Origin of the sequence: Modestobacter caceresii, assembly GCF_000761485.1 — a bacterium.
In the GTDB taxonomy this organism is placed as follows: domain Bacteria; phylum Actinomycetota; class Actinomycetes; order Mycobacteriales; family Geodermatophilaceae; genus Modestobacter; species Modestobacter caceresii.
The window spans coordinates 15,173-38,209 of the sequence record NZ_JPMX01000060.1; the positions used below are offsets into that span (position 1 = coordinate 15,173).

At 73.8% G+C, this 23,037-nt stretch carries 28 protein-coding genes; 12 read left to right on the forward strand and 16 right to left on the reverse strand.

Annotated features, from left to right (window positions below; translation table 11 throughout):
- Positions 1 to 69: 69 nt before the first annotated feature.
- The 4 genes from IN07_RS13495 (at position 70) to IN07_RS13510 (ending at position 3,489) form a co-directional block, all read left to right on the forward strand.
- Positions 70 to 852 carry an isocitrate lyase/PEP mutase family protein gene (locus IN07_RS13495; protein ID WP_036336434.1) on the forward strand — a complete coding sequence of 261 codons (783 nt, stop codon included), beginning with the start codon at positions 70 to 72 and terminating at the stop codon, positions 850 to 852.
- Position 853: 1 nt separating this feature from the next.
- Complete coding sequence (locus IN07_RS24035) at positions 854 to 1,381, forward strand: class I SAM-dependent methyltransferase (RefSeq protein WP_052091244.1); 528 nt, start codon at positions 854 to 856, stop codon at positions 1,379 to 1,381.
- A 92-nt stretch (positions 1,382 to 1,473) separates the two neighbouring features.
- Complete coding sequence (locus IN07_RS13505) at positions 1,474 to 2,652, forward strand: acyl-CoA dehydrogenase family protein (RefSeq protein ID WP_036336435.1); 1,179 nt, start codon at positions 1,474 to 1,476, stop codon at positions 2,650 to 2,652.
- Between the two features lie 132 nt (positions 2,653 to 2,784).
- Positions 2,785 to 3,489 carry a response regulator transcription factor gene (locus IN07_RS13510; RefSeq protein WP_081975398.1) on the forward strand — a complete coding sequence of 235 codons (705 nt, stop codon included), beginning with the start codon at positions 2,785 to 2,787 and terminating at the stop codon, positions 3,487 to 3,489.
- 91 nt (positions 3,490 to 3,580) lie between these two features.
- On the opposite strand, the gene IN07_RS24040 is transcribed toward IN07_RS13510, so the two are convergent.
- The 9 genes from IN07_RS24040 to IN07_RS13555 all read right to left on the reverse strand — a co-directional run bounded on the left by IN07_RS24040 (position 3,581) and on the right by IN07_RS13555 (position 10,466).
- Positions 3,581 to 4,405, reverse strand: a complete 825-nt coding sequence (locus tag IN07_RS24040) for a response regulator (RefSeq protein ID WP_052091245.1) — start codon at positions 4,403 to 4,405, stop codon at positions 3,581 to 3,583.
- Positions 4,399 to 4,815 (reverse strand): fibronectin type III domain-containing protein, encoded by a 417-nt coding sequence (locus tag IN07_RS13520; protein WP_036336437.1) that lies wholly within the window; start codon positions 4,813 to 4,815, stop codon positions 4,399 to 4,401. The genes IN07_RS24040 and IN07_RS13520 overlap by 7 nt, the downstream gene beginning before the upstream one ends.
- A complete protein-coding gene (locus IN07_RS13525; RefSeq protein ID WP_156119184.1) occupies positions 4,812 to 5,462 on the reverse strand; it encodes a signal peptidase I in 651 nt (216 codons plus the stop codon). The genes IN07_RS13520 and IN07_RS13525 overlap by 4 nt, the downstream gene beginning before the upstream one ends.
- A 47-nt stretch (positions 5,463 to 5,509) precedes the next feature.
- Entirely contained in the window at positions 5,510 to 6,127 is a 618-nt protein-coding gene (locus IN07_RS13530) for a TasA family protein (RefSeq protein ID WP_036336438.1), read from the reverse strand.
- A gap of 124 nt (positions 6,128 to 6,251) precedes the next feature.
- On the reverse strand, positions 6,252 to 7,682 hold the full coding sequence (locus tag IN07_RS13535; protein ID WP_052091246.1) for a sensor histidine kinase: 1,431 nt from the start codon (positions 7,680 to 7,682) through the stop codon (positions 6,252 to 6,254).
- Positions 7,679 to 8,065 carry a response regulator gene (locus IN07_RS13540; RefSeq protein ID WP_052091247.1) on the reverse strand — a complete coding sequence of 129 codons (387 nt, stop codon included), beginning with the start codon at positions 8,063 to 8,065 and terminating at the stop codon, positions 7,679 to 7,681. The genes IN07_RS13535 and IN07_RS13540 overlap by 4 nt, the downstream gene beginning before the upstream one ends.
- 199 nt (positions 8,066 to 8,264) lie before the next feature.
- Positions 8,265 to 8,942, reverse strand: a complete 678-nt coding sequence (locus tag IN07_RS13545) for a DUF3618 domain-containing protein (protein ID WP_036336439.1) — start codon at positions 8,940 to 8,942, stop codon at positions 8,265 to 8,267.
- Positions 8,943 to 8,976: 34 nt separating this feature from the next.
- Positions 8,977 to 9,690, reverse strand: a complete 714-nt coding sequence (locus IN07_RS13550) for a phage holin family protein (protein WP_064972412.1) — start codon at positions 9,688 to 9,690, stop codon at positions 8,977 to 8,979.
- Complete coding sequence (locus IN07_RS13555) at positions 9,687 to 10,466, reverse strand: hypothetical protein (RefSeq protein WP_052091248.1); 780 nt, start codon at positions 10,464 to 10,466, stop codon at positions 9,687 to 9,689. Before IN07_RS13555 ends, IN07_RS13550 begins: the two co-directional genes overlap by 4 nt.
- 364 nt (positions 10,467 to 10,830) lie before the next feature.
- Between IN07_RS13555 and IN07_RS13560 the strand changes: the two genes are divergently transcribed.
- Positions 10,831 to 11,694, forward strand: a complete 864-nt coding sequence (locus tag IN07_RS13560) for a siderophore-interacting protein (protein WP_231558347.1) — start codon at positions 10,831 to 10,833, stop codon at positions 11,692 to 11,694.
- Between the two features lie 13 nt (positions 11,695 to 11,707).
- Here the strand turns inward: IN07_RS13560 and ypfJ are convergent, their stop codons facing one another.
- A complete protein-coding gene (ypfJ, locus tag IN07_RS13565; RefSeq protein WP_052091249.1) occupies positions 11,708 to 12,394 on the reverse strand; it encodes a KPN_02809 family neutral zinc metallopeptidase in 687 nt (228 codons plus the stop codon).
- Between the two features lie 82 nt (positions 12,395 to 12,476).
- On the opposite strand from ypfJ, the gene IN07_RS13570 reads away from it, so the two are divergent.
- Positions 12,477 to 12,923, forward strand: coding sequence for a nitroreductase family deazaflavin-dependent oxidoreductase (locus IN07_RS13570; RefSeq protein WP_036336441.1), 447 nt, complete (start codon positions 12,477 to 12,479; stop codon positions 12,921 to 12,923).
- A complete protein-coding gene (locus IN07_RS13575; RefSeq protein ID WP_197058479.1) occupies positions 12,827 to 13,597 on the forward strand; it encodes an SDR family NAD(P)-dependent oxidoreductase in 771 nt (256 codons plus the stop codon). The genes IN07_RS13570 and IN07_RS13575 overlap by 97 nt, the downstream gene beginning before the upstream one ends.
- A 17-nt stretch (positions 13,598 to 13,614) precedes the next feature.
- Here the strand turns inward: IN07_RS13575 and IN07_RS13580 are convergent, their stop codons facing one another.
- From IN07_RS13580 to IN07_RS13590, 3 genes are read right to left on the reverse strand one after another with little or no spacing between them, the layout of a single operon-like run.
- The gene (locus tag IN07_RS13580) at positions 13,615 to 14,586 is read right to left on the reverse strand and encodes an aldo/keto reductase (RefSeq protein ID WP_036336442.1); all 972 of its coding nucleotides are present in this window, start codon (positions 14,584 to 14,586) and stop codon (positions 13,615 to 13,617) included.
- 36 nt (positions 14,587 to 14,622) lie between these two features.
- The gene (locus IN07_RS13585; RefSeq protein WP_081975401.1) at positions 14,623 to 15,672 is read right to left on the reverse strand and encodes a winged helix DNA-binding domain-containing protein; all 1,050 of its coding nucleotides are present in this window, start codon (positions 15,670 to 15,672) and stop codon (positions 14,623 to 14,625) included.
- 36 nt (positions 15,673 to 15,708) lie between these two features.
- On the reverse strand, positions 15,709 to 16,248 hold the full coding sequence (locus tag IN07_RS13590; protein WP_052091250.1) for a GNAT family N-acetyltransferase: 540 nt from the start codon (positions 16,246 to 16,248) through the stop codon (positions 15,709 to 15,711).
- A 100-nt stretch (positions 16,249 to 16,348) separates the two neighbouring features.
- On the opposite strand from IN07_RS13590, the gene IN07_RS26720 reads away from it, so the two are divergent.
- The gene (locus IN07_RS26720; RefSeq protein WP_269429966.1) at positions 16,349 to 16,477 is read left to right on the forward strand and encodes a hypothetical protein; all 129 of its coding nucleotides are present in this window, start codon (positions 16,349 to 16,351) and stop codon (positions 16,475 to 16,477) included.
- A gap of 2 nt (positions 16,478 to 16,479) precedes the next feature.
- Positions 16,480 to 16,881, forward strand: a complete 402-nt coding sequence (locus tag IN07_RS13595; RefSeq protein WP_036336443.1) for a DUF1801 domain-containing protein — start codon at positions 16,480 to 16,482, stop codon at positions 16,879 to 16,881.
- A gap of 10 nt (positions 16,882 to 16,891) precedes the next feature.
- Here IN07_RS13595 and IN07_RS26365 read toward each other — a convergent pair whose 3' ends face one another.
- Positions 16,892 to 17,527 (reverse strand): phosphoribosyltransferase, encoded by a 636-nt coding sequence (locus IN07_RS26365; protein WP_231558348.1) that lies wholly within the window; start codon positions 17,525 to 17,527, stop codon positions 16,892 to 16,894.
- A 169-nt stretch (positions 17,528 to 17,696) separates the two neighbouring features.
- On the opposite strand from IN07_RS26365, the gene IN07_RS26370 reads away from it, so the two are divergent.
- Both IN07_RS26370 and IN07_RS13610 read left to right on the forward strand, forming a co-directional pair.
- The gene (locus tag IN07_RS26370) at positions 17,697 to 17,906 is read left to right on the forward strand and encodes a hypothetical protein (RefSeq protein ID WP_036336445.1); all 210 of its coding nucleotides are present in this window, start codon (positions 17,697 to 17,699) and stop codon (positions 17,904 to 17,906) included.
- 42 nt (positions 17,907 to 17,948) lie between these two features.
- On the forward strand, positions 17,949 to 19,568 hold the full coding sequence (locus IN07_RS13610) for an ABC-F family ATP-binding cassette domain-containing protein (protein WP_036336446.1): 1,620 nt from the start codon (positions 17,949 to 17,951) through the stop codon (positions 19,566 to 19,568).
- 31 nt (positions 19,569 to 19,599) lie between these two features.
- Here IN07_RS13610 and IN07_RS13615 read toward each other — a convergent pair whose 3' ends face one another.
- Positions 19,600 to 20,868 (reverse strand): MFS transporter, encoded by a 1,269-nt coding sequence (locus tag IN07_RS13615; RefSeq protein WP_036336447.1) that lies wholly within the window; start codon positions 20,866 to 20,868, stop codon positions 19,600 to 19,602.
- A 192-nt stretch (positions 20,869 to 21,060) separates the two neighbouring features.
- Positions 21,061 to 22,242 (reverse strand): zinc-dependent alcohol dehydrogenase, encoded by a 1,182-nt coding sequence (locus IN07_RS13620; protein WP_036336448.1) that lies wholly within the window; start codon positions 22,240 to 22,242, stop codon positions 21,061 to 21,063.
- A 275-nt stretch (positions 22,243 to 22,517) separates the two neighbouring features.
- On the opposite strand from IN07_RS13620, the gene IN07_RS13625 reads away from it, so the two are divergent.
- Positions 22,518 to 23,037, forward strand: a 520-nt coding sequence (locus IN07_RS13625) for a hypothetical protein (RefSeq protein WP_036336449.1), incomplete at its 3' end; no start/stop codon positions are given.

Here is a 23,037-nt window from a genome sequence, read left to right on the forward strand (position 1 = left end):
TGAGCACCCGGTCGCCGTCGCGGCCGGGAACCGCCAGTCAGCCGGCCGTTCCGTCGCTACGTTGCCCTGGTGACCGATCTCGCCACCCGCGCCCGCACCCTCCTCGACCTGCACCGCCCACCGGAGCTCCTGGTGCTGGCCAACGTCTGGGACGTCGTCTCGGCCCGGGTCGTCGCTGCCACCCCCGGCGTCCGTGCGCTGGCCACCGCGAGCCACGCGATCGCGGCGACGTTCGGCTACGAGGACGGCGAGCAGATCCCGCTCGACCTGCACCTGGACATGGTGGGCCGCATCGCCCGCGCCGTGGACCTGCCGGTGTCGATGGACCTGGAGGCCGGCTACGGCGATCCGGGGGAGACCGCCCGCCGGGCGATCGGGGTGGGCGTCGTCGGCGGCAACCTGGAGGACCAGCTGCGGCCGCTGGACGACGCGGTCGCCGCCGTCGAGGCGGTGCTGCGCGCCGGCCGGGACGCCGGCATCGACTTCGTGCTCAACGCCCGCACCGACGCCTTCTTGCTGGCCGAGCCCGGGGCCGACCGGGGCGCGCTGCTCGCCGAGGCCGTGCGGCGGGGGCAGGCCTACCTGGCCGCGGGCGCGCCGGTGGTCTTCGTGCCCGGCGTGGTCTCGCGGGAGGAGATCGCGGGCCTCGTGGCCGGCCTCGGCCGCGGACGCGTCTCGGTGATGAGCGTCCCGGCGGCCTCTCCGCCGGGCCGCGAGCTGGCCGAGCTGGGCGTCGCCCGGGTCTCCACCGGGCCGTTCACCCAGCGGGTCGCGCTGACCGCGCTGCAGGACGCCGCCGCGGAACTCGTCGCCGGCGGCACCCTGCCGGGCGCGACCCGCTCGCTGAGCTGACATGGCCGCCGATGCCTCCGCCCGGCTCTCCTGGGCCGCGCACGTCGCCGACCCGGGGCCGGGGGAGCGAGTGCTCGAGGTGGGCTGCGGACACGGTGTCCTGCTGTCGCTGCTCGCAGCCAGGCTGACCACCGGATCCGTCCTCGGGCTGGACCGCTCGGCCACCATGACCACCGCCGCGGCCGTGCGGAACGCGGCGGCGGTGGCGGCCGGCACGGTCGCGCTGCAGACCGCCGCCCTGGCCGACGCCGACCTGCCGGACGCGGCCTTCGACCTGGTGGTCGCGGTGCACGTCGGTGCCTTCTGGCGGGCTCCGGCGGAGGAGCACGCGGTGGTGCGCCGGGTGCTCGCCGGAGGTGGCCGGTTCCTCCTGGTCGACCAGCCGCTGCAGCCGGGACGGGCGCAGACCCGGGCCGACCAGGTCGCCGCGCTCGCCGCGCCGCACGGGCTGGTCGTCACGGCGGTGCACACCGGCGACACCCCGCCCCGTCCGTCGATCGCGGTGGAGCTGCGACCGCACCACGGGTGACCTGGGACACCCTCGGTGGCTGGGGCGGGAGTTGGGGCGCAGCATCGGGGGCAGGACGTCGAGGACGACGAGAGAGAGAAGGCACCGCCGCCATGACCGATCTGCTCCTGCCCGCCGACTTCTTCGGTTTCCAGTCGCTGCTGTCCGACGACGAGCAGAAGGAACTGCTCGCCCTCCGGGAGTTCCTGGAGTCGGAGATCAAGCCGCACGTCAACGCCGCCTGGGCGTCGGCGGAGTTCCCGCACGACCTGATCCCCAAGTTCGCCGAGGCCGACATCGTGGGGCGCTCCTACGACTGGGAGGGCCGCCCGCGCGCCTCCCGGCTCTACACCGGCTTCCAGGCGATGGAGCTGTCCCGGGTCGACCCGTCGATGGCCACCTTCCTGGGCGTGCACAACGGTCTGGCGATGGGCTCGATCATGATCCTCGGCTCGGAGGAGCAGCGGCAGCGCTGGATCCCCTCGATGATGCAGATGCAGACCATCGGCGCGTTCGGGCTCACCGAGCCCGAGGGTGGTTCCGACGTCGCCCGCGGCATGCGCACCACCGCCCGGCGGGACGGCGACTCCTGGGTGCTCAACGGCGCCAAACGCTGGATCGGCAACGGCACCTTCGCCGACGTCGTGGTGGTCTTCGCCCGGGACGAGGCCGACGACCAGGTGAAGACCTTCGTCGTGGAGAAGGGCACCCCCGGCTTCACGGCCACCAAGATCGAGGACAAGTTCGCGCTGCGCACGGTGCAGAACGCCGACCTCACCTTCACCGACTGCCGCATCCCGGCGGAGAACAAGCTCGAGGACGGCAACACCTTCAAGGACGTCAACAAGGTGCTCAAGGTGACCCGGGGCGGGGTCGCCTGGAGCGGCGTCGGCTGCCAGCTGGGCGCCTACGAGGTGGCGGTTGCCTACGCCAAGGAGCGCCACCAGTTCGGCAAGGCGATCGGCTCCTTCCAGCTGATCCAGGACCTGCTCGCCCGGATGCTGGGCAACGTCACCGCCAGCCTGGGGATGACCGTCCGGCTGTCCCAGCTGCAGGAGACCGACGAGCTGCGCGACGACCAGGCCGCGCTCGCCAAGAGCTACGTGACCGCCCGGGGCCGGGAGACCGTCGGCTGGGCCCGGGAGCTGTTCGGTGGGAACGGGATCGTGCTGGACTTCGACGTCGTCCGGTACTTTAACGACGCCGAGGCGCTGTACTCCTACGAGGGCACCCGCGAGATGAACACCCTCATCGTCGGCCGCTCGATCACCGGGATGAGCGCCTTCGTCTGAGCCCTGGCGGGCTCACCCCTTCGGGGCGGTGGGCTCGGGCTGGGGTGCAGAGCCGTCCGTCTGCGGACGATCACCAGCACCGGACGCCGGAGTGGCGTCCGGTGCTGGTGATCAGTCGTGGGGGGAGGGGTCGTGCCGGGTCAGTCCGTGCTCGTGGTCGAGGACACCGACGAGATCCGTGAGCTCGTCGTCACGGTGCTCCGCCGGGCCGGGATGGACGTGCGCGAGGCCGCCACCGGTGCCTCCTGCCTGGCCGAGGTGCGCCGCGAGGCGCCCGACGTCGTCGTCCTCGACCTCGGCCTGCCCGACGCCGACGGCACCGAGGTGTGCCGGCAGCTGCGCGCCGAGACCGACTGCTACGTCCTGATGCTGACCGCGCGGGCGGAGGAGGTCGACCTGCTGATCGGCCTCGCCGTCGGGGCGGACGGCTACATGGCCAAGCCGTTCTCACCGCGGGAGCTGGTGGCCCGGGTGCAGACGATGCTGCGCCGGCCGCGCACCGCGGCTGTCCCGGAGCCACGCGCCTCCGTGGAGGACCCCGTCCGGCGGCTGGCCGACCTCGAGGTCGACCCGGACAGCCGCGAGGTCCGGGTGGACGGCGCTGCCGTCGACCTGACCCGCACCGAGTTCGACCTGCTCGCCGCGCTGGTCTCCCGGCCCGGCCGGGTCCTGCAGCGGGAGACGCTGCTGCGCGAGGTCTGGCAGACCGACTGGGAGGGCAACCTCCGGCTGGTCGAGGCCCACATGTCCAACCTGCGGCGCAAGCTCACGGCCGCAGGGTTGAGCCACCCCGAGATCAAGACCGTTCGGGGGGTCGGCTACCGCTTGGTGGCCTGAGGAAGGGCCAGGACCGCACCCGGTCCTGGGCAGGACAGCTGCATCCGACGACGAGGCCCGGCCCCCTGTGGGGACCGGGCCTCGTTGTCGTTCAGGCGGCCGGGCCGCGCCGCCGGGTGGCCGTCCGGGCGATCGCTGCGTCGACGACCTGCACCAGCCCGGCGAGGTGGTGGCGTCCGGTGGTCGCGTCGGCGGCCGAGGCGAGCTCGCCGCGGCGGTGGGCGTCGTCCCGGCGGGCCGCCGGCCCGGTCAGGCCGGTCAGCTGGGCGAGCCGCTGGTGGGCCAGGACCCCGCGGCGGGCGTCGGCGGCGATCGCCTGGCACACGCCGGCCACCTCGGGGTGACCGAGCTGGCCGGACGTGCCGGCGAGGGCGTGCGCCGCGGCCGCGACGGCGCGGGGGTCCCCGGCGCGGACGCTGCGGGAGATGGCGGACAGCCGGGTGGGCAGGGCGTCGGCGTACATGGCCTGCAGCCGGTCCTGCAGGTCGGCGTCCAGGTCGGCGTCGTGCAGGTCCTCCACGTCCACCAGGTCGTGGGCGCCGGCCTCGTCGGCTGGGGCGGCGGTGCGGCTGCGCACCAGGTCCACCAGCAGTCGGGCGTCGACGGGCGCGGCGAGGCAGGCGAGGGCGCCGGCGGCGGCGGCTGCGGCGCGGACCTCGTCGGTGGGGTCGGGGGTGACGACCAGGAAGTGGGCGGTGCTGCCGGCGCGGCGCAGTTCGGTGAGCAGGCCGGGGCCGTCGACGGCGCCGGGCACGGTGGCGGAGGTGACCACCAGGTCCAGGGCGACCGCGCTGCTGAGCCAGCGGGCGTCCTCGGCGTCGGCGGCCTCGTGGACGCCCCAGCCGGCCAGCTCGAGCAGGCCGGTGACCTGCTGTCGCGCGGCGGGGGAGGCGTCGATCACGAGGGCGGTCAGCATCGGACGGTCCCTGTCTGTGAGGACACCGCGGTCCAGCCGTAGCGGGTCAGCGCGGTGACGGTGAATGTGTAGCTGCGGTTCGTCTGGTAGCCGGAGACCGACGTGCTCGTGGTCGTGGCGCCGGTCTCCGCCACCACGGTCGAGCCGCCGCCGGCGGCCTGCGCGGTGACCCGGTAGCCGATGACGTCGGGGGAGGTGCTCGGGGTCCAGCTGACGCGGGTGCTGAACCAGATGAAGCACCATGTGTCGCTGGTGGTGACCTTCGTCGGCGGTGCGACGGTGGCAGTGCCGACCGAGGCGCTCAGGGACGCCGAGTCGTCGAACGCGGCCTGGGCGGCGGTCGCGGTGCCCGCCAGCACGGTGGCGACCACGACGGCGAGCAGCAGGACCCCGCGGCGGAGGCCGGTCACGGCTGGACCTCGCTCTCGTCGTCCTCGCGGACCTCGGTGGCCGGGCGCCAGATCGACAGCAGCAGCCAGCCGGCCAGCAGGGCGGGGGCGCCGTACACGAGCGCCTGGCTGACCACCGGGGTGCGCAGGGCCTGGATCGCGTGACCGAGCTCGGGGACGACGGCCCGGACCTGGTAGGCGGTGTCGCCCTGCAGGACGGCCTGCCACGGGTCGACCGCCTCGTTGGCGTCTCCCTTGGTCTCCACGGTGACCGTCCCGTCGGCGCCGTGCTCCACGGAGACGACGCGGTGGCTGACGAGATGGTGGTCGTCGATCGGGATGTGGTAGGCGATGATCATGCCCTCGGTGACCTCGCCGACCGGCAGCGGCGTCACGATAGTGACGTCACCCGGGTCGATGGCCGGGGACATGCTGGCGGTGAGCATCGTCATCGTCCGGTAGTCCAGGACGTGCGGCCCGACGGCCAGCAGGCCGAAGGCCAGGACGGCGACGGTGACCAGCAGCCGGAGGGACCAGCGGAACGTCCACCCGGCCACGCGCTTCCCGAGGCCGGCGGTGCGGCCCGATCCGGTGGACTGCTGCGCCGGACGCCGGGCGATCGCGGTGTCCGTGAGGGGTGCGGGGGAGGCGAGCAGGGCGGTGGTCATGGCGGTTCCTCCGGGGCGGGGTCAGCAGGTGAGCAGGGGCAACCGCCTCAGCGGTTGGTGCCGGTCTGCTGGGTGCCGGTGAAGCTGAGCGCCAGGGTGGAGGTCTTGCCCTGGAAGGTGTTGTCGGCGGTGGTCGGCAGGCTCAGGGTGACCACGAGGTGGTCGGTGCCCTTCGGCGCGAGGCTCGCGGCCTTGGCGAAGCCGACGTTGGTCACGGCCGGGCCGGTGGCCACCGGGGTCTTGACGCCGCTGCAGGTGTAGGTGGCGACGCCGTTGACGACCGACTCGGTCCAGGTCACCGAGCAGGAGGTGACGCTCAGCTGCAGGCCGTTCGCCTGGTCGGTGTCCAGCACGCTGGAGACGGTGGCGCTCGAGGTGAGCTGGATGCCGGCGAAGCCGAGGTCCCCGCTGTTGACCAGGTCGACCGAACGGCTGATCGAGTCCCCCGGGACGAAGCCGGCGGCGTTCATCGGCAGCGTGGCAGTGCTGTTGACCGAGTTGAGGTCCAGCGACAGGGTGCCCGAGGCGACCGAGGCGTTCAGCGGGGCGGTGCTGTCGGTGAACGTGCCGAAGGTGCCCATGCCGGCGACGGCGGCAGCGGCGCCGACGATGCCGAGCGAGCCGATGACCTTGCGGGCGGTCCGGGTGCGGGTGGTGGCGGTCATGTCTGCGTCTCCCTGGTCTGGCCGTGTCGGCGGGTGCTCCCGGCGACGGACACGACTCTGGAGGGCCATCCGCAGGGCTCCCACCAGCGATCCGCAAGAGAACCGCAAGATGCGGCGGGGGCCGTCAGGCCGGCAGGGGCAGCGCGAGGGTGAAGGTCGTCCCGCGTCCTTCGGCGCTCACCACGTCCAGCGTGCCGCCGTGCGCGGTCGTGATCGCCTTGGTGATGGTCAGGCCCAGCCCGACCCCCGGGACGGCGTTGCGCCGGGCGGTCGAGGCGCGGAAGAAGCTGGTGAACAGCCTCCCCTGTTCGCTGTTCGGGATGCCGACGCCGGTGTCGCTGACCGACAGCAACGCCACCGGGGTCGCGCCCGCAGCGGGGACGTCGACGAGCGCACCGTCCGCGTCCCGCCAGGCCGTCTGCAGCCGCAGGGCGACCCGTCCGCCGGCGGGGGTGAACTTGACGGCGTTGGACACCAGGTTGTCGCAGGCCTGCCCCAGCCGGAGCGCGTCGCCGGAGACGACCAGCCCGCCGTCCGGGACGTCGACGGACATCGCCACCCCGCGCGCCGTGGCGGTGACCCGGGCGCTCTCCTCGGCGGACCGGACGATGTCGGCCAGGTCGACCTCCGCGGGCTGCAGGGTGAACCGGCCCGCGTCGACCTGGGCGGTGAACAGCAGGTCGCCGACCAGCCGCAGCAGGCGCTGCGCGTTGCGTTCGACGGTGCCCAGGTACTGCCGCTGGTCGTCGGTCAGCGGCTGCTCCGGGTCGTCCAGGACGAGTTCCAGGTACCCCAGGATCGAGCTGAGCGGGGTGCGCAGCTCGTGGGAGATCAGGCTGACGAACTGGTCCTTGAGCCGTTCGGTGGCGCGCACCTCGGTCATGTCGGTGCCGACGAAGTTCCAGCCGGTCTGCTCGCCGTCGTCGTCGGTGCGCGGGGTGATCGCCACCGACACGGTCAGCCGTCGTCCGTCCGCGGTCAGGTAGGTCCAGTCCCGGACGTCGCTGCCCTGCTCCCGGGCGACCTGCACCAGGGTGGCGAACGGGGTGCCGCCCCCGGCGTCCAGTTCCTCGGGTGTCAGTTCCTCCGGGGCGTGGAAGTCGATGATCGACCGGGTGCGGACGACGTCGGCCCGGGGGAGCCCGAGCATCCGTTCGGCCCCGGGGTTCCACACCCGGACGAGACCGTCCCGGTCGGTCCCGATGATCGACTGCTCGGTGACCGCGTCGATGACGCTGGTCATGGTCTCCGCCCGGGCTCGCAGCATCCGGGTGGCGACCTCGAGCTCGTCCGCGGTCGACTGACGCTGCGAGAAGAGGTCCAGGCGCTGGGCCTCCAGCACCCGGGCGGCGGTCTGTTGCCGGTGCAGTCGCCACGTCAGGTCGGCGACGGCGAGCAGCACGACGGCTCCGGCCAGCAGGACCAGGGGGAGGGCGGGACGGACGACGAGCGCCAGGACGCCGGCGGCGGCCGCGGCGGCGGCTCCCAGCCCGGCCACGCCGGTGCGGTGGGCCGGCCCGGTGGCGCGCGCGACGGGATCGGCGGTCGCGGTCACGCGCGGTGCTCCGCGGTCAGCAGCTGGACCTGCCGGACCAGGCCGGCGACGGTGAAGGGCTTGGGCAGGTAGGCGTCCGCGCCCGTCGCCAGACCGCGGGCCACGTCGTCGGGGGAGGCGCCGGCCGACAGCAGCAGCACCTGGCAGTCGGCGGTGGCGGGGTCGGCGCGCAGTGCGAGGCAGACCTCCAGACCGGTCGCCTCCGGCATGGAGACGTCGAGGACCACCAGGTCGGGGCGTTCGGCGCGTGCCACGGTGAGGGCCTGGGCGCCGTCGGCCACCGCAGCCACGACGGTGCAGCCGGCCGTGCCGACCGCGAGGGCGACGAGGTGCCGGATGTCCTCCTCGTCGTCGGCCACCAGCACGCGTGCGGGTGCGTCCACCGCGGTCGCTCCGTCCTCTCGGCCGGCTCCGCCCCGAGCCGGGGACGCAGTCCGTCCTGTCGGGGAACGGCGCACGCCGGGCCGGGCTGGAGCTCCCCGGTGGGGTGCTCACCCGATCAGGGGGCGTTCTCACCGGGCTCGAGACGCACGACGGGCCCCGGTGCAGCTGCACCGGGGCCCGTCGGGGAGTTGCCGTGGATCAGGAGGAGGACTTCTCCTGGACCTTCTGCTTGGAGTCCTGGGCCTGGCCCTTGACGTCCTTCGCGGCGTGCTGGCCCTCGTCCTTGACCTCCTTGGCGCCCTCGGCAGCCGTGGAGAGGACCGAACCTGCAGCGCTCACGGCGGCCGGCTTCAGGTTGCTGCCGATCTCCTGGGCCACGTTCTTGGCCTGCTGCACGGCCTGCTCCTTGAGCGGCTCCGAGTGCTCCTTGAGCGCCGACTCGGCCTGCGAGGCGAGCTGCTTCTCCTTCTCGCTGGTCGGCATCAGGGAGGAGACGAGCCAGCCCACACCGAAGGCGATGAGCCCCGCGGCGAGCGGGTTGCCCTGCGCCTGGCGCTGGAGGGTCTCGGGGGCCTGCTGCACGGTGTCCATGGCGCTGTGCGCGGCGTCCTGGACGCTGCCCGCAGCGTTGTGAGCGGCGCCCTGGGCCTGGCCCTGGGCGTTCGACGCGTGGCCGCTCACCTGGTCACTGGTGTCGTGCGCTGCGCCGAAGACCTTGTCCTTCAGGCCGGACATGCCGCTCTTGGCCTTGCCGACACGGCGGTCGACGACCCGCGTGGGGTTGACCTTCTCGTTGAGCGCGTCCACGTCGTAGCTCAGGTTGGCGCGGGTGTCCTCGATCTGGCGCCGGATCGCATCCGGGTCACTGCTGGTCATGTCGTTCTCCTCTGCGGAGTAGCTGTGTGGGAGGTCAGTTGGGCTTGAGCGCGCCGGGGACCTGCTGGAGCGTGTCGACCGTCCGCTCGGGCTTCGGGTTGATCGTCTTGAAGCGGCTGAGGTCGACCTGCTTGAACCGCGTCAGGTCGACTTGCGTGACCCGCTTGGGGTCGACCTGCTTGAGCTTCTTCTTGCCCATCGCGGCCAGGACGGCCGCTGCGATGCCCCAGAGGACGGCGACGACGAGCGTGGCCCAGCCGAGGCTGTCGAAGAGGTCGGCGAGGGCCCACATCAGGGCCAGGCTCAGGAACAAGACCAGCATGAAGCCGGCGAAGGCGGCGCCACCGAGCATCCCGGCGCCCTTGCCGGCCTTGGCTGCCTCTTCCTTGGCGATGCCGCTGGCCTTGTTCGCCTCTTCCTTGGCGATGGCGGTGGCCTTGTTCGCCTCTTCCTTGGCGATGGTGGTGGCCTCGGTCGCCTCCTGGCGGAGCTCCGCCTTGGCGAGCTCGAGCTCCTGGCGCATCAGCGTCGAGAGGTCCTTGCTCACCTCGCCGAGGAGCGTGCCGACCGAGACGTTCTCCACCTCGGGGTGCCCCTCGTCGGTCATCGGCTGCGCCGTGTTCCCGACGTGCTGGGCGTCGTAGTCGCCGGGGACCGGCGGGGCCGCGTAGCCGGTGGCGCCGCTCTGTGCGTACCCGGTGCCGGGCTGCCCGTAGGGCTGTGCGCCCGGAGCGTTCGACTGGGTCATCGCAGGCCCTCACCCGGTGTGCGGGCCGGGTCGTCCCAGCCGGCTGCGGTGGTCGGGGGCACTGCGGCGCCCTCCGGGGGGACCGTGCCGTACGGCGGCGGCGGGACCGTGCCGGTGGTCGCGTAGCCGGCGGCGGGGGTGCCGGCGACGTAGTTCGTGCCGGCGGCCTCGGTCGCGTGGGTGTCCGGGGAACCGGAGCCGATGCGCTGCTGCTGGCCGCCGTTGCCCGAGGAGCTCTCGCTCTTGTGGGACGCGACGACGCCGGTGGTCAGTCGACCCGCGACGACGCCGGCCAGAGCCGCGCCGAGCATGAAGGCACCCGGCTTGCGGCGGGCGAAGCTGCGGACCTCGGCGACGAGGTCGGCGGGCTCGCGGTCCTTCAGCCAGCCGGCGAGCTCCTCGACCTTGTCCCCGGCCTGGCGGACCAGGTCGGCAGCCGGGCCGGACGGGGTCTTGTCACTGCCGTCGACCATGATGCGCAGCTGCTGCGCGATGTCGCTCAGCCCCTGGCCGGCCTTCTGCGTCCCGCCGCGGACCTGGTCCTGGAACTGGGAGACGCCCTGCTGCACGAGGTCCTGTGCCTGCTGCTTGGTCTCCTGGGCGACCTGCTTGGCCTGGTCGGCCGCAGTCCCGGCGACGTCGCTGCCGGCCTGCTGGGCGGTCTTGCCCACGTCGCGTGCCTGGTCCTTGGCGACGTCGGACTTCTTGGGCGCGCCGGAAGCGTCTGATGCGCCGCTGGTGCCGGACTGCCTCGGTGTGTCGATGGAGTGGGTCATCGTTCCTCCTCGTCCTGCATGGGCTGTTCGTGGTCTGTCGTCGATGCCTGGGCATCCGTGCCCATCGACCACGCCCGCTCCAGCGCACGGTCCACCACCGGCCCACAGGGTCGGGTGGTCGTGCGAGGTGGCGGGGCGGCGTGTGGGCACCCGCGTGCCCTGGTCGAAAACGCTCGGTGGGTCCCACCGTGGCCTCGGTGGGGCGCCGTTCCGCTGGACACCTGTTACCCCTGTTGGGCCCGCGCACAAACGGTCATTTCCGGATTTCGTCGATCTTGCGAACAGGGTCGGGCTCGTGGTCGTGTCGCCGCGTAGGGTGCCGACCGGAGGCAAGGCAAGCCTTCCCTGACCAGAGGAGGCCGTCGTGACCAGTGCGACGAGGAACGAGCGGGTCCGCCGTCCCCGGGTGGCCCGAGTGGGCGAGGTGCTGCGCACCTCGCGCCTGACCCCGCACATGATCCGGGTGGTCCTGGGCGGCGAGGGCCTGGCCGGCTTCCCGGCCGGTGAGTTCACCGACCACTACGTGAAGCTGCTCTTCCCACCGGCCGAGGCGCCCTACGGCGTCCCCTTCGCCCCGGAGCAGGTGCGCGCCGAACTGCCCGCCGAGCTCTGGCCGGTCACCCGCACGTACACCGTGCGCTCCTGGGACGCAGCCGCCGGCGAGCTGACGATCGACTTCGTGCATCACGGCGACACCGGCCTCGCCGGGCCGTGGGCGGCGAACGCACAGCCCGGCGACCGGATCCAGCTGCTCGGTCCTGGCGGCGCCTACGCCCCCAGCCCGGACGCCGACTGGCACCTGCTGGTCGGGGACGAGAGCGCGCTGCCGGCGATCGCTGCCGCCCTGCCCCGGCTGCCGGGAGGCGTGCCGGCGTTCGTCTTCCTGGAGGTCGCCGGGCCGGCGGAGCAGCAGTCGGACCTGGTGCTCGGTGACGGGGTCACCGTCGTGTGGGTGCACCGCGAGGGCAGGGCACCGGGGGAGGCCCTGGTGGCCGCGGTGAAGGCGGTCCAGCTGCCGGCCGGCACCGGCCACGTGTTCGTGCACGGCGAGGCGGGCCTGGTCAAGGAGCTCCGGCTGCACCTGCGCGGCGAGCGCGGCCTCGACCCGGCGTTCACCTCCATCTCCGGCTACTGGCGGAAGGGCCGCACCGAGGACCGCTGGCAGGCCGAGAAGCCGGGATGGAACGCCGAGGTCGAGGCGGCCGAGCAGGCGCTCGCCGCCGGCTGAGCGGTCCTGCCGCTCAGCCGAGGGCGTCGGTGTCGAAGGTGTCGCACTGCGCCGGGTCGCCGGTGGCGTAGCCGGTGCTGAACCACTGACGCCGCTGCTCGGACGAGCCGTGGGTGAAGGCGTCCTGGTCGACGGTGCCGCCGCCGAGCTCGGTCTGGATGAAGTCGTCGCCGATCCGCCCGGCGGTGTCCAGTGCCCGGTCGATGTCGTCGTCGGTGACGTCGGCGATCAGCGGCGCACCGGAGTCGTCGGGCACCGACTCGGCGTGGTTCGCCCAGGTGCCGGCGTAGCAGTCGGCCTGCAGCTCCAGGCGCACGGTGCCGCTGGCCGGCCCGGTCCCGGCCGGGGCGACCAGTCGGCTGGTGCCCAGCAGGTGCTGCACGTGGTGGCCGTACTCGTGGGCCAGCACGTAGGCGTTGACGAAGGCACCGCCCGCGGCGCCGAACCGGGTCTGCAGGTCGTCGAAGAAGCTCAGGTCGATGTAGACCTGCTCGTCGGCCGGGCAGTAGAACGGGCCCGACCCGCTGGTCGCCCCGCCGCAGCCGGTCTGCACGGTGCCCGCGAAGAAGACGGTGTCCGCGGGGCGGTAGTCGGGTCCCAGGACCGCGCCCCAGTGGTCCTGGATCGACTCGATGTCGGCGACCAGTGCGCACTCGACCGAGGCGTTGGCGTCGGCGCCGGTCCGGCAGTTCGCCGCCAGCTAGCAGCACTCTGCCCAGGGCGGAACCGCTGCGCACGCTGACGCGGTGCGGTCGCTTGGTCCCGGGTCCTAGGGTCGGGTCATGCCCGTCGAAGGTGAGTACGAGCCGAGTCCGGAGAAGTGGGTCCGCGACCAGGTGGAGGTGTACGAGCGCACCGGCGGGAGAGAGGGCAACACCCTGCCCGGCCGCACCGAGCCGGTCGTCGTCTTCACCACCCGCGGCGCCAAGAGCGGCAAGGTCCGCAAGAACCCGTTGATGAAGGTCGCGCACGACGGCGTGTACGCGATGGTCGCCTCGCAGGGCGGCGCGCCGAAGCACCCGACCTGGTACTTCAACCTCAAGGCCCACCCCGAGGAGGTCACCGTCCAGGACGGTGAGCACGTCTGGGACGGGGTGGCGCGCGAGGTCGACGGCGACGAGTACGCCCAGTGGTGGGGACGCGCGGTCGCCGCCTACCGCGACTACGCGGACTACCAGCGCAAGACCGATCGGAAGATCCCGATCGTCCTGGTCGAGCCGAAGAGCTGAGCGGCGACCGTCCGGTCGTCGTCGTCACCGGTGCCAGCGACGGCATCGGTGCGGCGGCCATCCGCCGGCTGCACCGCAGCGGCGCCCGGGTCGTGGTGGTCGGCCGGTCGCCGGAGAAGACCGCCGCGGTCGCCGCCGAGCTCGGCGGTGTCCGGTCGGCCACCGTCGACCTCGCCCGGCTGGACGACGTCCGGCGGCTGGCCGCGGAGCTGGCCGAGCTGCCGCGGATCGACGCGCTGGTGCACAACGCCGGCGCGTCGTTCGCCCGGCGGGAGCTGACCGTCGACGGGCACGAGCGCACCGCCCAGGTCGACCACCTCGGGCCCTACCTGCTCACCCGGCTGCTCGAGCAGCAGTTGCGGGCCTCGCGGGCGCGGGTGGTGACGACCTCGTCCTTCATGCACTGGGTCGGTGGCGCCCGGCGCGGTCACCTGCTCGACAGCGCCGGCCCCCACCTCGCCACCCGTGCCTACGCGCGGGCCAAGTGGTGCAACGTGCTGTTCACCCGGGAACTGGCCCGACGATGGGCGCCGCAGGTCACCGCCACCTGCTTCGACCCGGGGGCGGTCGCCTCGTCCCGGTCGCCGACCTGGACGGCGCCCTCGGCCCGGGACGACGTGCGGGCCGGCGAACTCTGGGAGCTGTCGGCCCGGCTGGTCGGTCTGCCGGCCTGACCCGGAGCCCCGCCGGGTCAGGAGAAGCCGACCACCGCGTGCGGGGTGTAGGGCTCCTCGAGCCGGGCGATCTCCTCTGCCGACAGCTGCAGCTCCACCGCCGCCACCGCGTCGTCCAGGTGCCGGTCCTTGGTGACACCGACGATCGGCGCGGTCACCACCGGCTTGCTGAGCACCCACGCCAGGGCCACCTGCGCCCGCGGCACCCCGCGGGCTCCGGCGACCTCGGCGACCCGCTCGACGATCACCCGGTCCTCGTCGTTGTACAGCCTGCTGCCGAACTCGTCGGTCTCCGACCGGTTGGTCTGGGAGTCCCAGTCGCGGGTCAGCCGGCCACGGGCCAGCGGGCTCCACGGGATCACCCCGATGCCCTCGTCGGCGCAGAGCGGCAGCATCTCCCGCTCCTCTTCCCGGTTGAGCAGGTTGTAGTGGTCCTGCATGGAGACGAAGCGGTGCCAACCGTGCTCGCCGGCCACGTGCAGGGCCTTGCTGAACTGCCACGCCCACATGCTCGAGGCGCCGAGGTAGCGCACCTTGCCCGACCGCACGGCGGAGTCCAGGGCCTCCAGCGTCTCCTCGATCGGCGTGGCCGGGTCCCAGCGGTGGATCTGGTAGAGGTCGACGTAGTCGGTGCCCAGTCGGGTGAGGCTGGCGTCGAGCTCGGCCAGGATCGCCTTGCGGGAGAGTCCGGCGCCGTTCGGCCCCGGCCGCATCCGGCCGTGCACCTTCGTGGCCAGGACGACGTCCTCCCGGTCGGCGAAGTCGCGGATCGCGCGGCCGGTGATCTCCTCGCTGGAGCCGGCCGAGTAGACGTTCGCGGTGTCGAAGAAGGTGATCCCGGCGGCCAGCGCCTTCTCGATGACGGCCCGGCTCTCCTCCTCGGGCAGGCTCCACGGATGACCGCCGCGGGCGGGGTCGCCGAAGCTCATCATCCCGAGACAGAGGCGGGACACCTGCAGGCCGGTGCTGCCCAGACGCGTGTACTCCATGGCGCTGCCGTGCCCTGCCGGTGTGCCGGGCAACCGTCAGGGGAGCGCCGCGTACCGCTCGTGCACCGCGGCGAGCAGGTCGGCGGGCAGCTCCCCGAAGGGCTCCAGTTCGATCGGCCGGGCCTTCCCGCGGCCGGCCCGCCAGACCGCGACGGCCCGCCCGCCGCTGACCACGGTGGCCCGGAACACGCCGTTGCCGCAGGGCACGATCCGGTCGGCGAACTCGGCCGGCACGGTGCAGCTGCGGTCGGCGTAGCCGAGCACCAGCTCGTCGAAGCCGGGCAGCAGGTGCACGGCCGCTGCCTCGTCCCGGGCCGCGGCGAGCCGCTCGGGCGTGGTCGGGTCCATCCAGTGCTCGGTGCCGTCGACGACGAGGCGCTCCAGCTCCGGCGCGGCCAGCGCCAGGCCGGCCTTGACGTCGCGGACCAGGACCCCGGCCCAGCGGACGAGGTCCTTGACGGTCGCCGGGCCGTGGGAGGAGAAGAAGCGCCGGGCCAGCTCGCCGAGGGCCTGCTCGCGCTCGAGCCGGCGGGGGCTGGGCACCCACTCGTCGAGCAGCACGAACTGCTGGTCGCCGTCCCGGGTGGGGCCGAGGCAGGTCAGGCCGGTCTGGGCCAGCCACCAGAGCAGGTGGTACCCGCGCTGCCCCTCGGTGGGCACGCCGCCTCCGGCCAGCGCGGCGACCAGCTCGGCCCGGCCCATCCGACGGCCACCGGCCAGCGCGGCCGCGGCGACCTCGCGGGCGCGCACCACGTCGGAGTCGGTCAGCCCCACGGTCGCCCGCCGGCCCGCCGCCCCGGCCAGCACCCGGGAGCTGAGCAGCTCCAGCATCCAGGGCAGGTCCTCGGCGGCGGTCAGGTGCAGGGTGCCGCGCATGGGCCAGGAGCGGACCACCTCACCGGCATCGAGCGCGTCCGTCACCGCCGCGCGGGTGCACCCGGCGCGCAACGCCACCGACAGCAGCGCGCCGGGCAGGTCCTGGCCCTGCACCGCGGTCAGCCACCGGACGGCGTCGGCCGGGGTCTCGGCAGGCGGGCCGATCAGCCGCTGGGCGGCCAGGCGCAGCAGCGCGGGCTCCGGGGTCACGCACCCACCCTGGCAGGAGGGGCTGACGATCGGCGGTCAGCGCAGGCGGCGCAGGTAGAGCATGCCCTCGGCGTCGGGCCCCTCGGTCAACGGTTCGAACCCGGCCGCCCGGGCCACCCCCAGGCTGGCGGCGTTGTCCGGCTCGATGCCCAGCACGAACTGCGCCACGTCGGCGAGCTCGTCGGCACCGAGGAGCGCGCGCAGCGTCGCCGAACCGATGCCCTGGTCCCAGCGGTCCGGGTCGACCACGTAGGCCGCTCCCATGGCGCGGCCCTCGTAGGTGGCGGTGACCCGCTCCGCGGCCGGGTCCCAGACCGTCCAGCGGTCGTAGACGTCGCCGCCGATCTGGGCCACCGCGGCGCCGTCGTCGGCCAGCGCGACCCAGCTGTGGGCGCGCAGCACGCGGGCCCCGCGGAACTCCTCGTCGCGCGCCGCGGTGCGCAGGGCGAACTCCCGTTGCGGCCAGGCGCGGCCACCCAGCCGGCGCTGCACCTCGGGATGGTCGAACCAGGGCAGGACGGACGGGAGCAGCTCGGGCTCCAACGGCACCAACCGGAGCGTCGCGGAGGCGGTCACACCTCCACCCTGCGGCCCCGTCCCAGCGGTGTCATCCGGAGGCGACGACCAGCCCCTGCGGGAGCGGAGGGACACCGTCCCCGCCGGCCGAGGTCGTACCGTGCTCCCCATGATGGGGATGGGCAACCTCGGTCCGGACGGACGCCGCCGGCAGCGGGTGGTCGCCGGCGTCATCGTCGCGGCGATGCTGCTGGCCGCCGGGGCGGTGCTGCTCGGGTCGGTCCTCTGACGATGGACGTCGACGCCTGGTTCGCCGCTGCCGGGGACCGCGCCGAGGAGCTGCGCCGGGTCGACGCGCTCGTCCAGGCCGCGGCACCGGGCATCGACCGCCAGCTGGTGCCCAGCGGCTCCGGCGCCATGCTCGGCTACGGGATGACGCCCTACCGGCCACGGTCGGCGAAGGAGACGACGACGTGGCCGCTGATCGCGCTGGCAGCGCAGAAGCGCCACCTTTCCCTGTACGTGTCCGCCGTCGTCGACGGCGAGTACCTCGCGGAGTCCCGGGCAGCGCAGCTCGGGGACGTCTCCTGCGGCAAGAGCTGCATCCGGTTCACCTCGCTGGACCGGGTCGACACCGTGGCGCTCGACCAGCTGCTCCGGGACGCCGTCGCGACCATCCGCGACCCCGGCTGAGCTCGCGGCGTCACCGGCCGCGCAGCAGGTCGAGCACCTCGTCGTCCTCGGTGGCGCGGAAGTCGGCGTAGGCCTGGCCGACCGAGCGGAAGCCCGGCGGGCTGCTGAGCACGACCAGCTCGTCGGCCGCCGCGGCCAGGGCCGGGACCGCGTCCGGGGAGCAGACCGGGACGGCGAGCACCACCCGCGCGGCGCCCTGGGCCCGGGCGACCGCGCAGGCGGCGCGGGCGGTGGAGCCGGTGGCGATGCCGTCGTCCACCAGCACGACGGTGCGGCCGGCCAGCGGTACCCGCGGGCGCACCTCGCGGAAGAGCCGGACCCGCCGGTCGACCGCCGCCTGTTGTTCTTCGCGGACGCGCGTGAGGTCGGCGTCGACCACGTCCGCCACCCGGAGCACCCGCTCCTCGAGCACCACCACCCCGCCCTCGCCGACCGCGCCCATGGCGAGCTCGGGCTGGCCGGGCACCCCGAGCTTGCGCACGACGAGCACGTCCAGCGGTGCGGCGAGCGCGGCGGCGACCGGGGCGGCCACCGGCACCCCGCCCCGCGGCAGGCCGAGCACCACGGGCCCGGCCGCACGCACCTGGTCCAGCCGGCGGGCCAGCTGGGCGCCGGCATCGGCGCGGTCACGGAAGAACACGGCCACCTCCGGAGTGCGGTCCCTGCCCCGATGCTGCCGCGTCCGAGCGGAGCGCGGACCGGGTCCTAGGTCCCTGGTGGTCCCGCCCCCGGTGCGGGCAGTCTGGTGCCGGAGCAGGACCCCGGGGGACGGGCCGGTCAGCGGCACGCGGGGCACGAGCACCGGAGGGCCCACGATGCCGTTGGCCGCGCTGCACACCGTCGGACCCGACCCGGCCGTCGACCTGGCCGTCGTCCGGCTGGCCGAGGAGCTCGGGCAGCGGCCGCAGGTGGTCCGGCCGGTGGTGCAGGAGTGCCGGCAGCAGCTCAGCGGCGCCCCCGCCGGGGCGTTGCCCGAGCTGGTCGAGCGGCTGGCCCGGCACCGCCTCCGGGCACCGGTGGACTGACCTCCGGGGGACCGGGTGGCGCGCTCGGCGGATGATGGCGGCATGGGCTACGTCGACGTCACGGGGATCCGGTTCACCCTGCCGGACGGGCGGGTGCTCCTCGACGACGTCGCCTTCCGGGTCGGTGAGGGCGCCTGCGCCGCGCTGGTCGGGGAGAACGGCGCCGGCAAGACCACCATGCTGCGGATCATCAGCGGTGACCTGACGCCGGATGCCGGCTCGGTGGCGCTCATCGGTGGGCTGGGCATCATGCGCCAGTTCATCGGCTCGGTGCGCGACGACACCACCGTCCAGCGGTTCCTCGTCGACCTCGCGCCGCCCGCCGTCCGGGAGGCCTGGGACGCCGTCGAGACCGCCGAGCTGCGGATGATGGAGGACGACGACGAACCCACCCAGATGGCCTACGCCAACGCGCTGGCCCACTGGGGCGACGTCGGCGGGTACGACGTCGAGGTCACCTGGGACACCGTCACGGTCGCCGCGCTGGGCGTGCCCTACGACGGCTGCAAGTACCGCGAGCTGAACACCCTCTCCGGTGGCGAGCAGAAGCGGCTGGCCCTGGAGTGCCTGCTCCGCGGCCCCGACCAGGTCCTGCTGCTCGACGAGCCGGACAACTACCTCGACGTCCCCGGCAAGCGGTGGCTGGAGGAGCGGCTGATCGAGACCCGCAAGACGGTGCTGTTCGTCAGCCACGACCGGGAGCTGCTGGCCCGGGTCGCCGACCGGGTGGTCACCGTCGAGGGCGGGACGGCGTGGGTGCACGGCGGCAACTGGGCGAGCTACCCCGCGGCGCGGACCGCCCGGCACGATCGGATGGCCGAGCTGCGCAAGCGCTGGGACGAGGAGCACGAGCGGCTGGTCGACCTGGTGCGCACGCTGCAGCAGCAGGCGAAGAACTCCCCGGACATGGCCGCCCGCTACCACGCCATGCAGACCCGGCTGGCCAAGTACGAGGCCGCCGGGCCGCCGCCGGAGCGGCCACCGGACCAGCACGTGACCATGCGGCTGCGCGGTGGCCGGACGGGGGTGCGGGTGGTGATGGCCGAGCAGCTGGAGCTGTCCGGCCTGATGCGCCCCTTCGACGTGGAGGTCGAGTACGGCGACCGGGTCGCCGTACTGGGCTCCAACGGGGCCGGCAAGTCACACTTCCTGCGGCTGCTGGCCGGCCAGGAGGTCGCGCACACCGGCGACTGGCGGCTTGGGGCGCGCGTCGTCCCCGGGTTCTTCGCCCAGACCCACGCCCATCCCGAGTGGCTGGACCGCACGCTGGTCGACCTGCTGTGGCACGGCGAACCGGGGCGACCGGGCGTCGACCGCGGGCGGGCGATGGCGGCGCTGCGCCGGTACGGGCTGGCACCCTCCGGGGACCAGCTGTTCCGGTCGCTCTCCGGCGGTCAGCAGGCTCGGTTCCAGGTGCTCCTGCTCGAGCTCTCCGGTGCCACCCTGCTGCTGCTCGACGAGCCGACCGACAACCTCGACGTGCTGTCGGCCGAGTCGCTGGAGGAGGCGCTGGACGCCTTCGACGGCACCGTGGTCGCGGTGACCCACGACCGCTGGTTCGCCCGCACCTTCGACCGCTTCCTGCTCTTCGGCGCCGACGGGCACGTGCGCGAGGTGCCCGAGCCGGTGTTCGACGAGGGCCGGGTCCAGCGCGCCCGCTGACGCCGTCCGGCTCGCGGGGCGGGGGACGCCGTCAGCGGACGACGAACGGGACCTCGGGGACGGCGATGGGGGAGAGGACCCGCTGCCAGACGGCGACGTCGGCGTCCACCCGCGCGGCGCCCTCGGCGACCCGGGTCTCCGCGGCCAGCGCGGCGCGGTCCGCGCGGTCGCCGCGCACCGCCACCACCGCGATCCCGGTGCCGGCGAGTGCGAGGCCCGCGCCCACCCAGATCGGGGCGGTGTAGCCTAGCCCGGCCGACAGCACGCCGGCGCCGAGAGCAGCGCCCAGCGCGTTCGCCAGGTTGAACGCAGCCTGGTTCGCCGCGGACACCAGGCTCCCGCCGGGGACCCGGGCGGCCTCGATGACCCGGTTCTGCACCACCGGGCCGAGTGCGAAGGCCAGCGTCCCGAAGAGCACGAGCACCGGGACGGCGAGCACCGCGGTGTCGACGACGAGCGCGAAGAGCGCCAGCGCAGCAGCGGTGGCGACCAGGCCGACGGCGACGAAGGAGATCCCCCACCGGTCACCGAGCCGGCCGCCGATCAGCGTGCCCACGGTGGTGCCGACGCCGAAGAGCGCCAGCACCGGGGTGACCCAGCCCTCCGACAGGCCGGTGAGCTCGGTGAGGATCGGGCTGACGTAGCTGTAGACGGCGAACAGCGCGGCGAACCCGACCATGGTCAGCCCGAGCACCAGCCACACGCCGGGCCGGCGGAAGGCGCCCAGCTCGCTGCGCAGGTCGGTGGGCTCACCGGCGACGCCGGGCATCCAGGCGAGCAGCCCGGCGATGGTGACCAGCCCGATGACGGCGACCCCGGCGAAGACCACCCGCCAGCTCAGCTGCTGGGCCACGAAGGTGCCCAGCGGCACGCCCACGACGTTGGCCAGGGTCAGCCCGGTGATCATCAAGGAGATCGCCTGGGTGGCCTTCTCCTTGGGCACCAGCCGGCGGGCGGCCACCGCCCCCACGCCGAAGAACGACCCGTGCGCCAGCGCGGCGAACACCCGGGCGGCCACGAGCGTGCCGTAGTCGGGGGCCAGCGCGGACAGCAGGTTGCCGATCGTGAACAGCACCATCAACGCGACCAGCGTCTGTCGCGGGGTGAAGCGCACCCCGAGGGCGGTCAGCGTCGGGGCGCCGATCACCACGCCGATGGCGTAGGCGGAGATGAGCAGCCCGACGGCGGAGACCGAGACGTCCAGCCCCTCGGCGATCTGGGGCAGCATCCCCATCACGACGAACTCGGTGGTGCCGATGCCGAAGGCACCGATGGCGAGCGCGATCAGGGCGCGGGGCAAGTCGGGACTCCTCGGTGGACTGCGCAGGGGAGGCGCCCGGACGTCGGGGCCTCCTCCAGCCAAGGGCAGGAGGGCCCCGGACCCTGCCTGCGCCGGGCATGAGACTGGTCACGTCGTCCCACCCGGCCGCGTGCGACGGGCCGCGCACCGGTGCTGGACCGGTGCGCGGCCCGTCGGCCGGAGCGGGGTGGATCAGGGCTGGAGCAGCACCTTCACCGCGCCGTCCTGCTTCTGCCGGAACGTCTCGTAGGCCTGCGACGCCTGCTCCAGCGGCACGTGGTGGGTGGCGAAGTCGTCGACGCCGAGCGGGTCGGCGTCGGTGAGCAGCGGGACAATGTCGGGCACCCAGCGCCACACGTTGGCCTGGCCCATCCGCAGCTCGATCTGCTTGTCGAACATCCGCATGAGCGGCATCGGGTCGGTCGCCCCGCCGTAGACGCCGGACAGCGAGATGGTGCCGCCGCGGCGGACCGCCTCGATCGCGGTGTTGAGCGCGGCCATCCGGTCGATGCCGACCACCGTCATGACCTTCTCCATGATGGCGTCGGGCACCAGGGCGCTGGCCTTCTGCGCGAACTTCGCGCCGGGGGAGCCGTGCGCCTCCATGCCGACGGCGTCGATGACGGCGTCCGGACCGCGGCCGTCGGTCTTGTCCCGCACCCAGGCGACGACGTCGGCCTGGTCGGTGGAGTCCAGGACGTCGATCCCGTTGGCGCGGGCCCGGGCCAGCCGCTCGGGCACGGTGTCGGACGCGAGGACCTGGGCGGCACCGAGGTGCTTGGCGATCCGGGTGGCCATGTCGCCGATCGGGCCCAGGCCGAGGACCAGCACCGACCCGCCGGGGACGACGCCGGCGTACTGCACGGCCTGCCAGGCGGTGGGCAGCACGTCGGAGAGGTAGACGAAGCGGTCGTCGGCCGGGCCCTCGGGGACCTTGATCGGCAGGGTGTTGCCGAAGGGCACCCGCAGGTACTCGGCCTGGCCGCCGGGCACCTGGCCGTAGAGCTTCGTGTAGCCGAACAGGGAGGCGCCGAAGCCCTGCTCCCGGTTCTGCGTCGTCTCGCACTGGCTCTGCAGCCCCTGGTCGCACATCCAGCAGGTGCCGCAGGAGATGTTGAACGGGACGACGACCCGGTCGCCTGCCTTGAGCTCGGTGACCGCGGGACCGACCTCGCGGACGATGCCCATCGGCTCGTGGCCGAGCACGTCGCCGACGGTCATGAACGGCGCCATGACCTCGATCAGGTGCAGGTCCGAGCCGCAGATGCCGCTCGAGGTCACCTGGACGACCACGTCGGTGGGGTCCTTGATCTCCGGGTCCGGGACGGTGTCCACCCGGACGTCGTCCCGGCCGTGCCAGGTCACTGCGCGCATGGGGGTGCTCCTCGGGTCTGGGGTGCTCCGACGGCCGCGACGGGGTCAGCAGGCCGTTCACCGGGGCGTGACGTTCCTCGCCCCTACCCATCACGGCGAGTTCGATTCCTGACCCGCGCGCAGTGATGACGTGACAGAGGGTGCCCATTTGGCACTAAGTGTTGTGACCTCCGCCACTTGACCGGGTGTGCTCACCCGGTCGTCCACATCACGAACCGATCACGGCGTGTTTACATGGGCCCCGCCCGAATGGCCCTCGACGGAAAGACAGGTGCATGGACCCGCAACACCTCGCCCGGCTCGACGACGAGGGGACGGTGCTCTCGACCGGCACCGCCGGCGGTTCCGCCGCCGCCACCCCGCCGTCCGACCGCCCCGAGGTGCTCGCCTCCGTGCTGCCGTTCCGCCGGGCCGTCCGTCGTCCGCGCCGCCCCCTCGGTGCCGCCTCGACGCGCACCGCGTCGGTCACCTGCCCCGTCTCGGCCGGCACCTCGCCGGTCACCGGGGCGGAGCAGTGGCCGCTCCCGGTCGAGGGGGCCGACCCGGTGCTCGTCGACACCTGGCCGCTCGGGCCGGCCGGCACCCCGCTGTCCGCAGCCGCCGCACCGGCCGCCGAGGTCGCGACGAGCTCCCGCCGCCGGCTGACGCTCCCGTCCGGCCGGCCGGCGCTGTTCGTGGCCGCGGCGATCATCGGGGTGGTCGGACTCGGGCTCACCGCCGCCGGCGCGCCGTCCCCGGTCGCCCGGGCGGCGGCCGACGAGCCGGTCAGCGTCGCCGAGGAGCTGGGCATGGTCC

Excerpts from the sequence above, each read along its gene's own strand:
- IN07_RS13555 (WP_052091248.1), bottom strand. The coding sequence starts at position 10,466 with ATGACCCACTCCATCGACACACCGAGGCAGTCCGGCACCAGCGGCGCA.
- IN07_RS24040 (WP_052091245.1), bottom strand. The coding sequence starts at position 4,405 with ATGCTGACCGCCCTCGTGATCGACGCCTCCCCCGCCGCGCGACAGCAG.
- IN07_RS13570 (WP_036336441.1), top strand. The coding sequence starts at position 12,477 with ATGCCCGTCGAAGGTGAGTACGAGCCGAGTCCGGAGAAGTGGGTCCGC.
- IN07_RS26370 (WP_036336445.1), top strand. The coding sequence starts at position 17,697 with ATGCCGTTGGCCGCGCTGCACACCGTCGGACCCGACCCGGCCGTCGAC.
- IN07_RS13505 (WP_036336435.1), top strand. The coding sequence starts at position 1,474 with ATGACCGATCTGCTCCTGCCCGCCGACTTCTTCGGTTTCCAGTCGCTG.
- IN07_RS13550 (WP_064972412.1), bottom strand. The coding sequence starts at position 9,690 with ATGACCCAGTCGAACGCTCCGGGCGCACAGCCCTACGGGCAGCCCGGC.
- IN07_RS13545 (WP_036336439.1), bottom strand. The coding sequence starts at position 8,942 with ATGACCAGCAGTGACCCGGATGCGATCCGGCGCCAGATCGAGGACACC.
- IN07_RS24035 (WP_052091244.1), top strand. The coding sequence starts at position 854 with ATGGCCGCCGATGCCTCCGCCCGGCTCTCCTGGGCCGCGCACGTCGCC.
- IN07_RS13595 (WP_036336443.1), top strand. The coding sequence starts at position 16,480 with ATGGACGTCGACGCCTGGTTCGCCGCTGCCGGGGACCGCGCCGAGGAG.
- IN07_RS13530 (WP_036336438.1), bottom strand. The coding sequence starts at position 6,127 with ATGACCGCCACCACCCGCACCCGGACCGCCCGCAAGGTCATCGGCTCG.
- IN07_RS13610 (WP_036336446.1), top strand. The coding sequence starts at position 17,949 with ATGGGCTACGTCGACGTCACGGGGATCCGGTTCACCCTGCCGGACGGG.
- IN07_RS13580 (WP_036336442.1), bottom strand. The coding sequence starts at position 14,586 with ATGGAGTACACGCGTCTGGGCAGCACCGGCCTGCAGGTGTCCCGCCTC.
- IN07_RS13620 (WP_036336448.1), bottom strand. The coding sequence starts at position 22,242 with ATGCGCGCAGTGACCTGGCACGGCCGGGACGACGTCCGGGTGGACACC.
- IN07_RS13525 (WP_156119184.1), bottom strand. The coding sequence starts at position 5,462 with ATGACCACCGCCCTGCTCGCCTCCCCCGCACCCCTCACGGACACCGCG.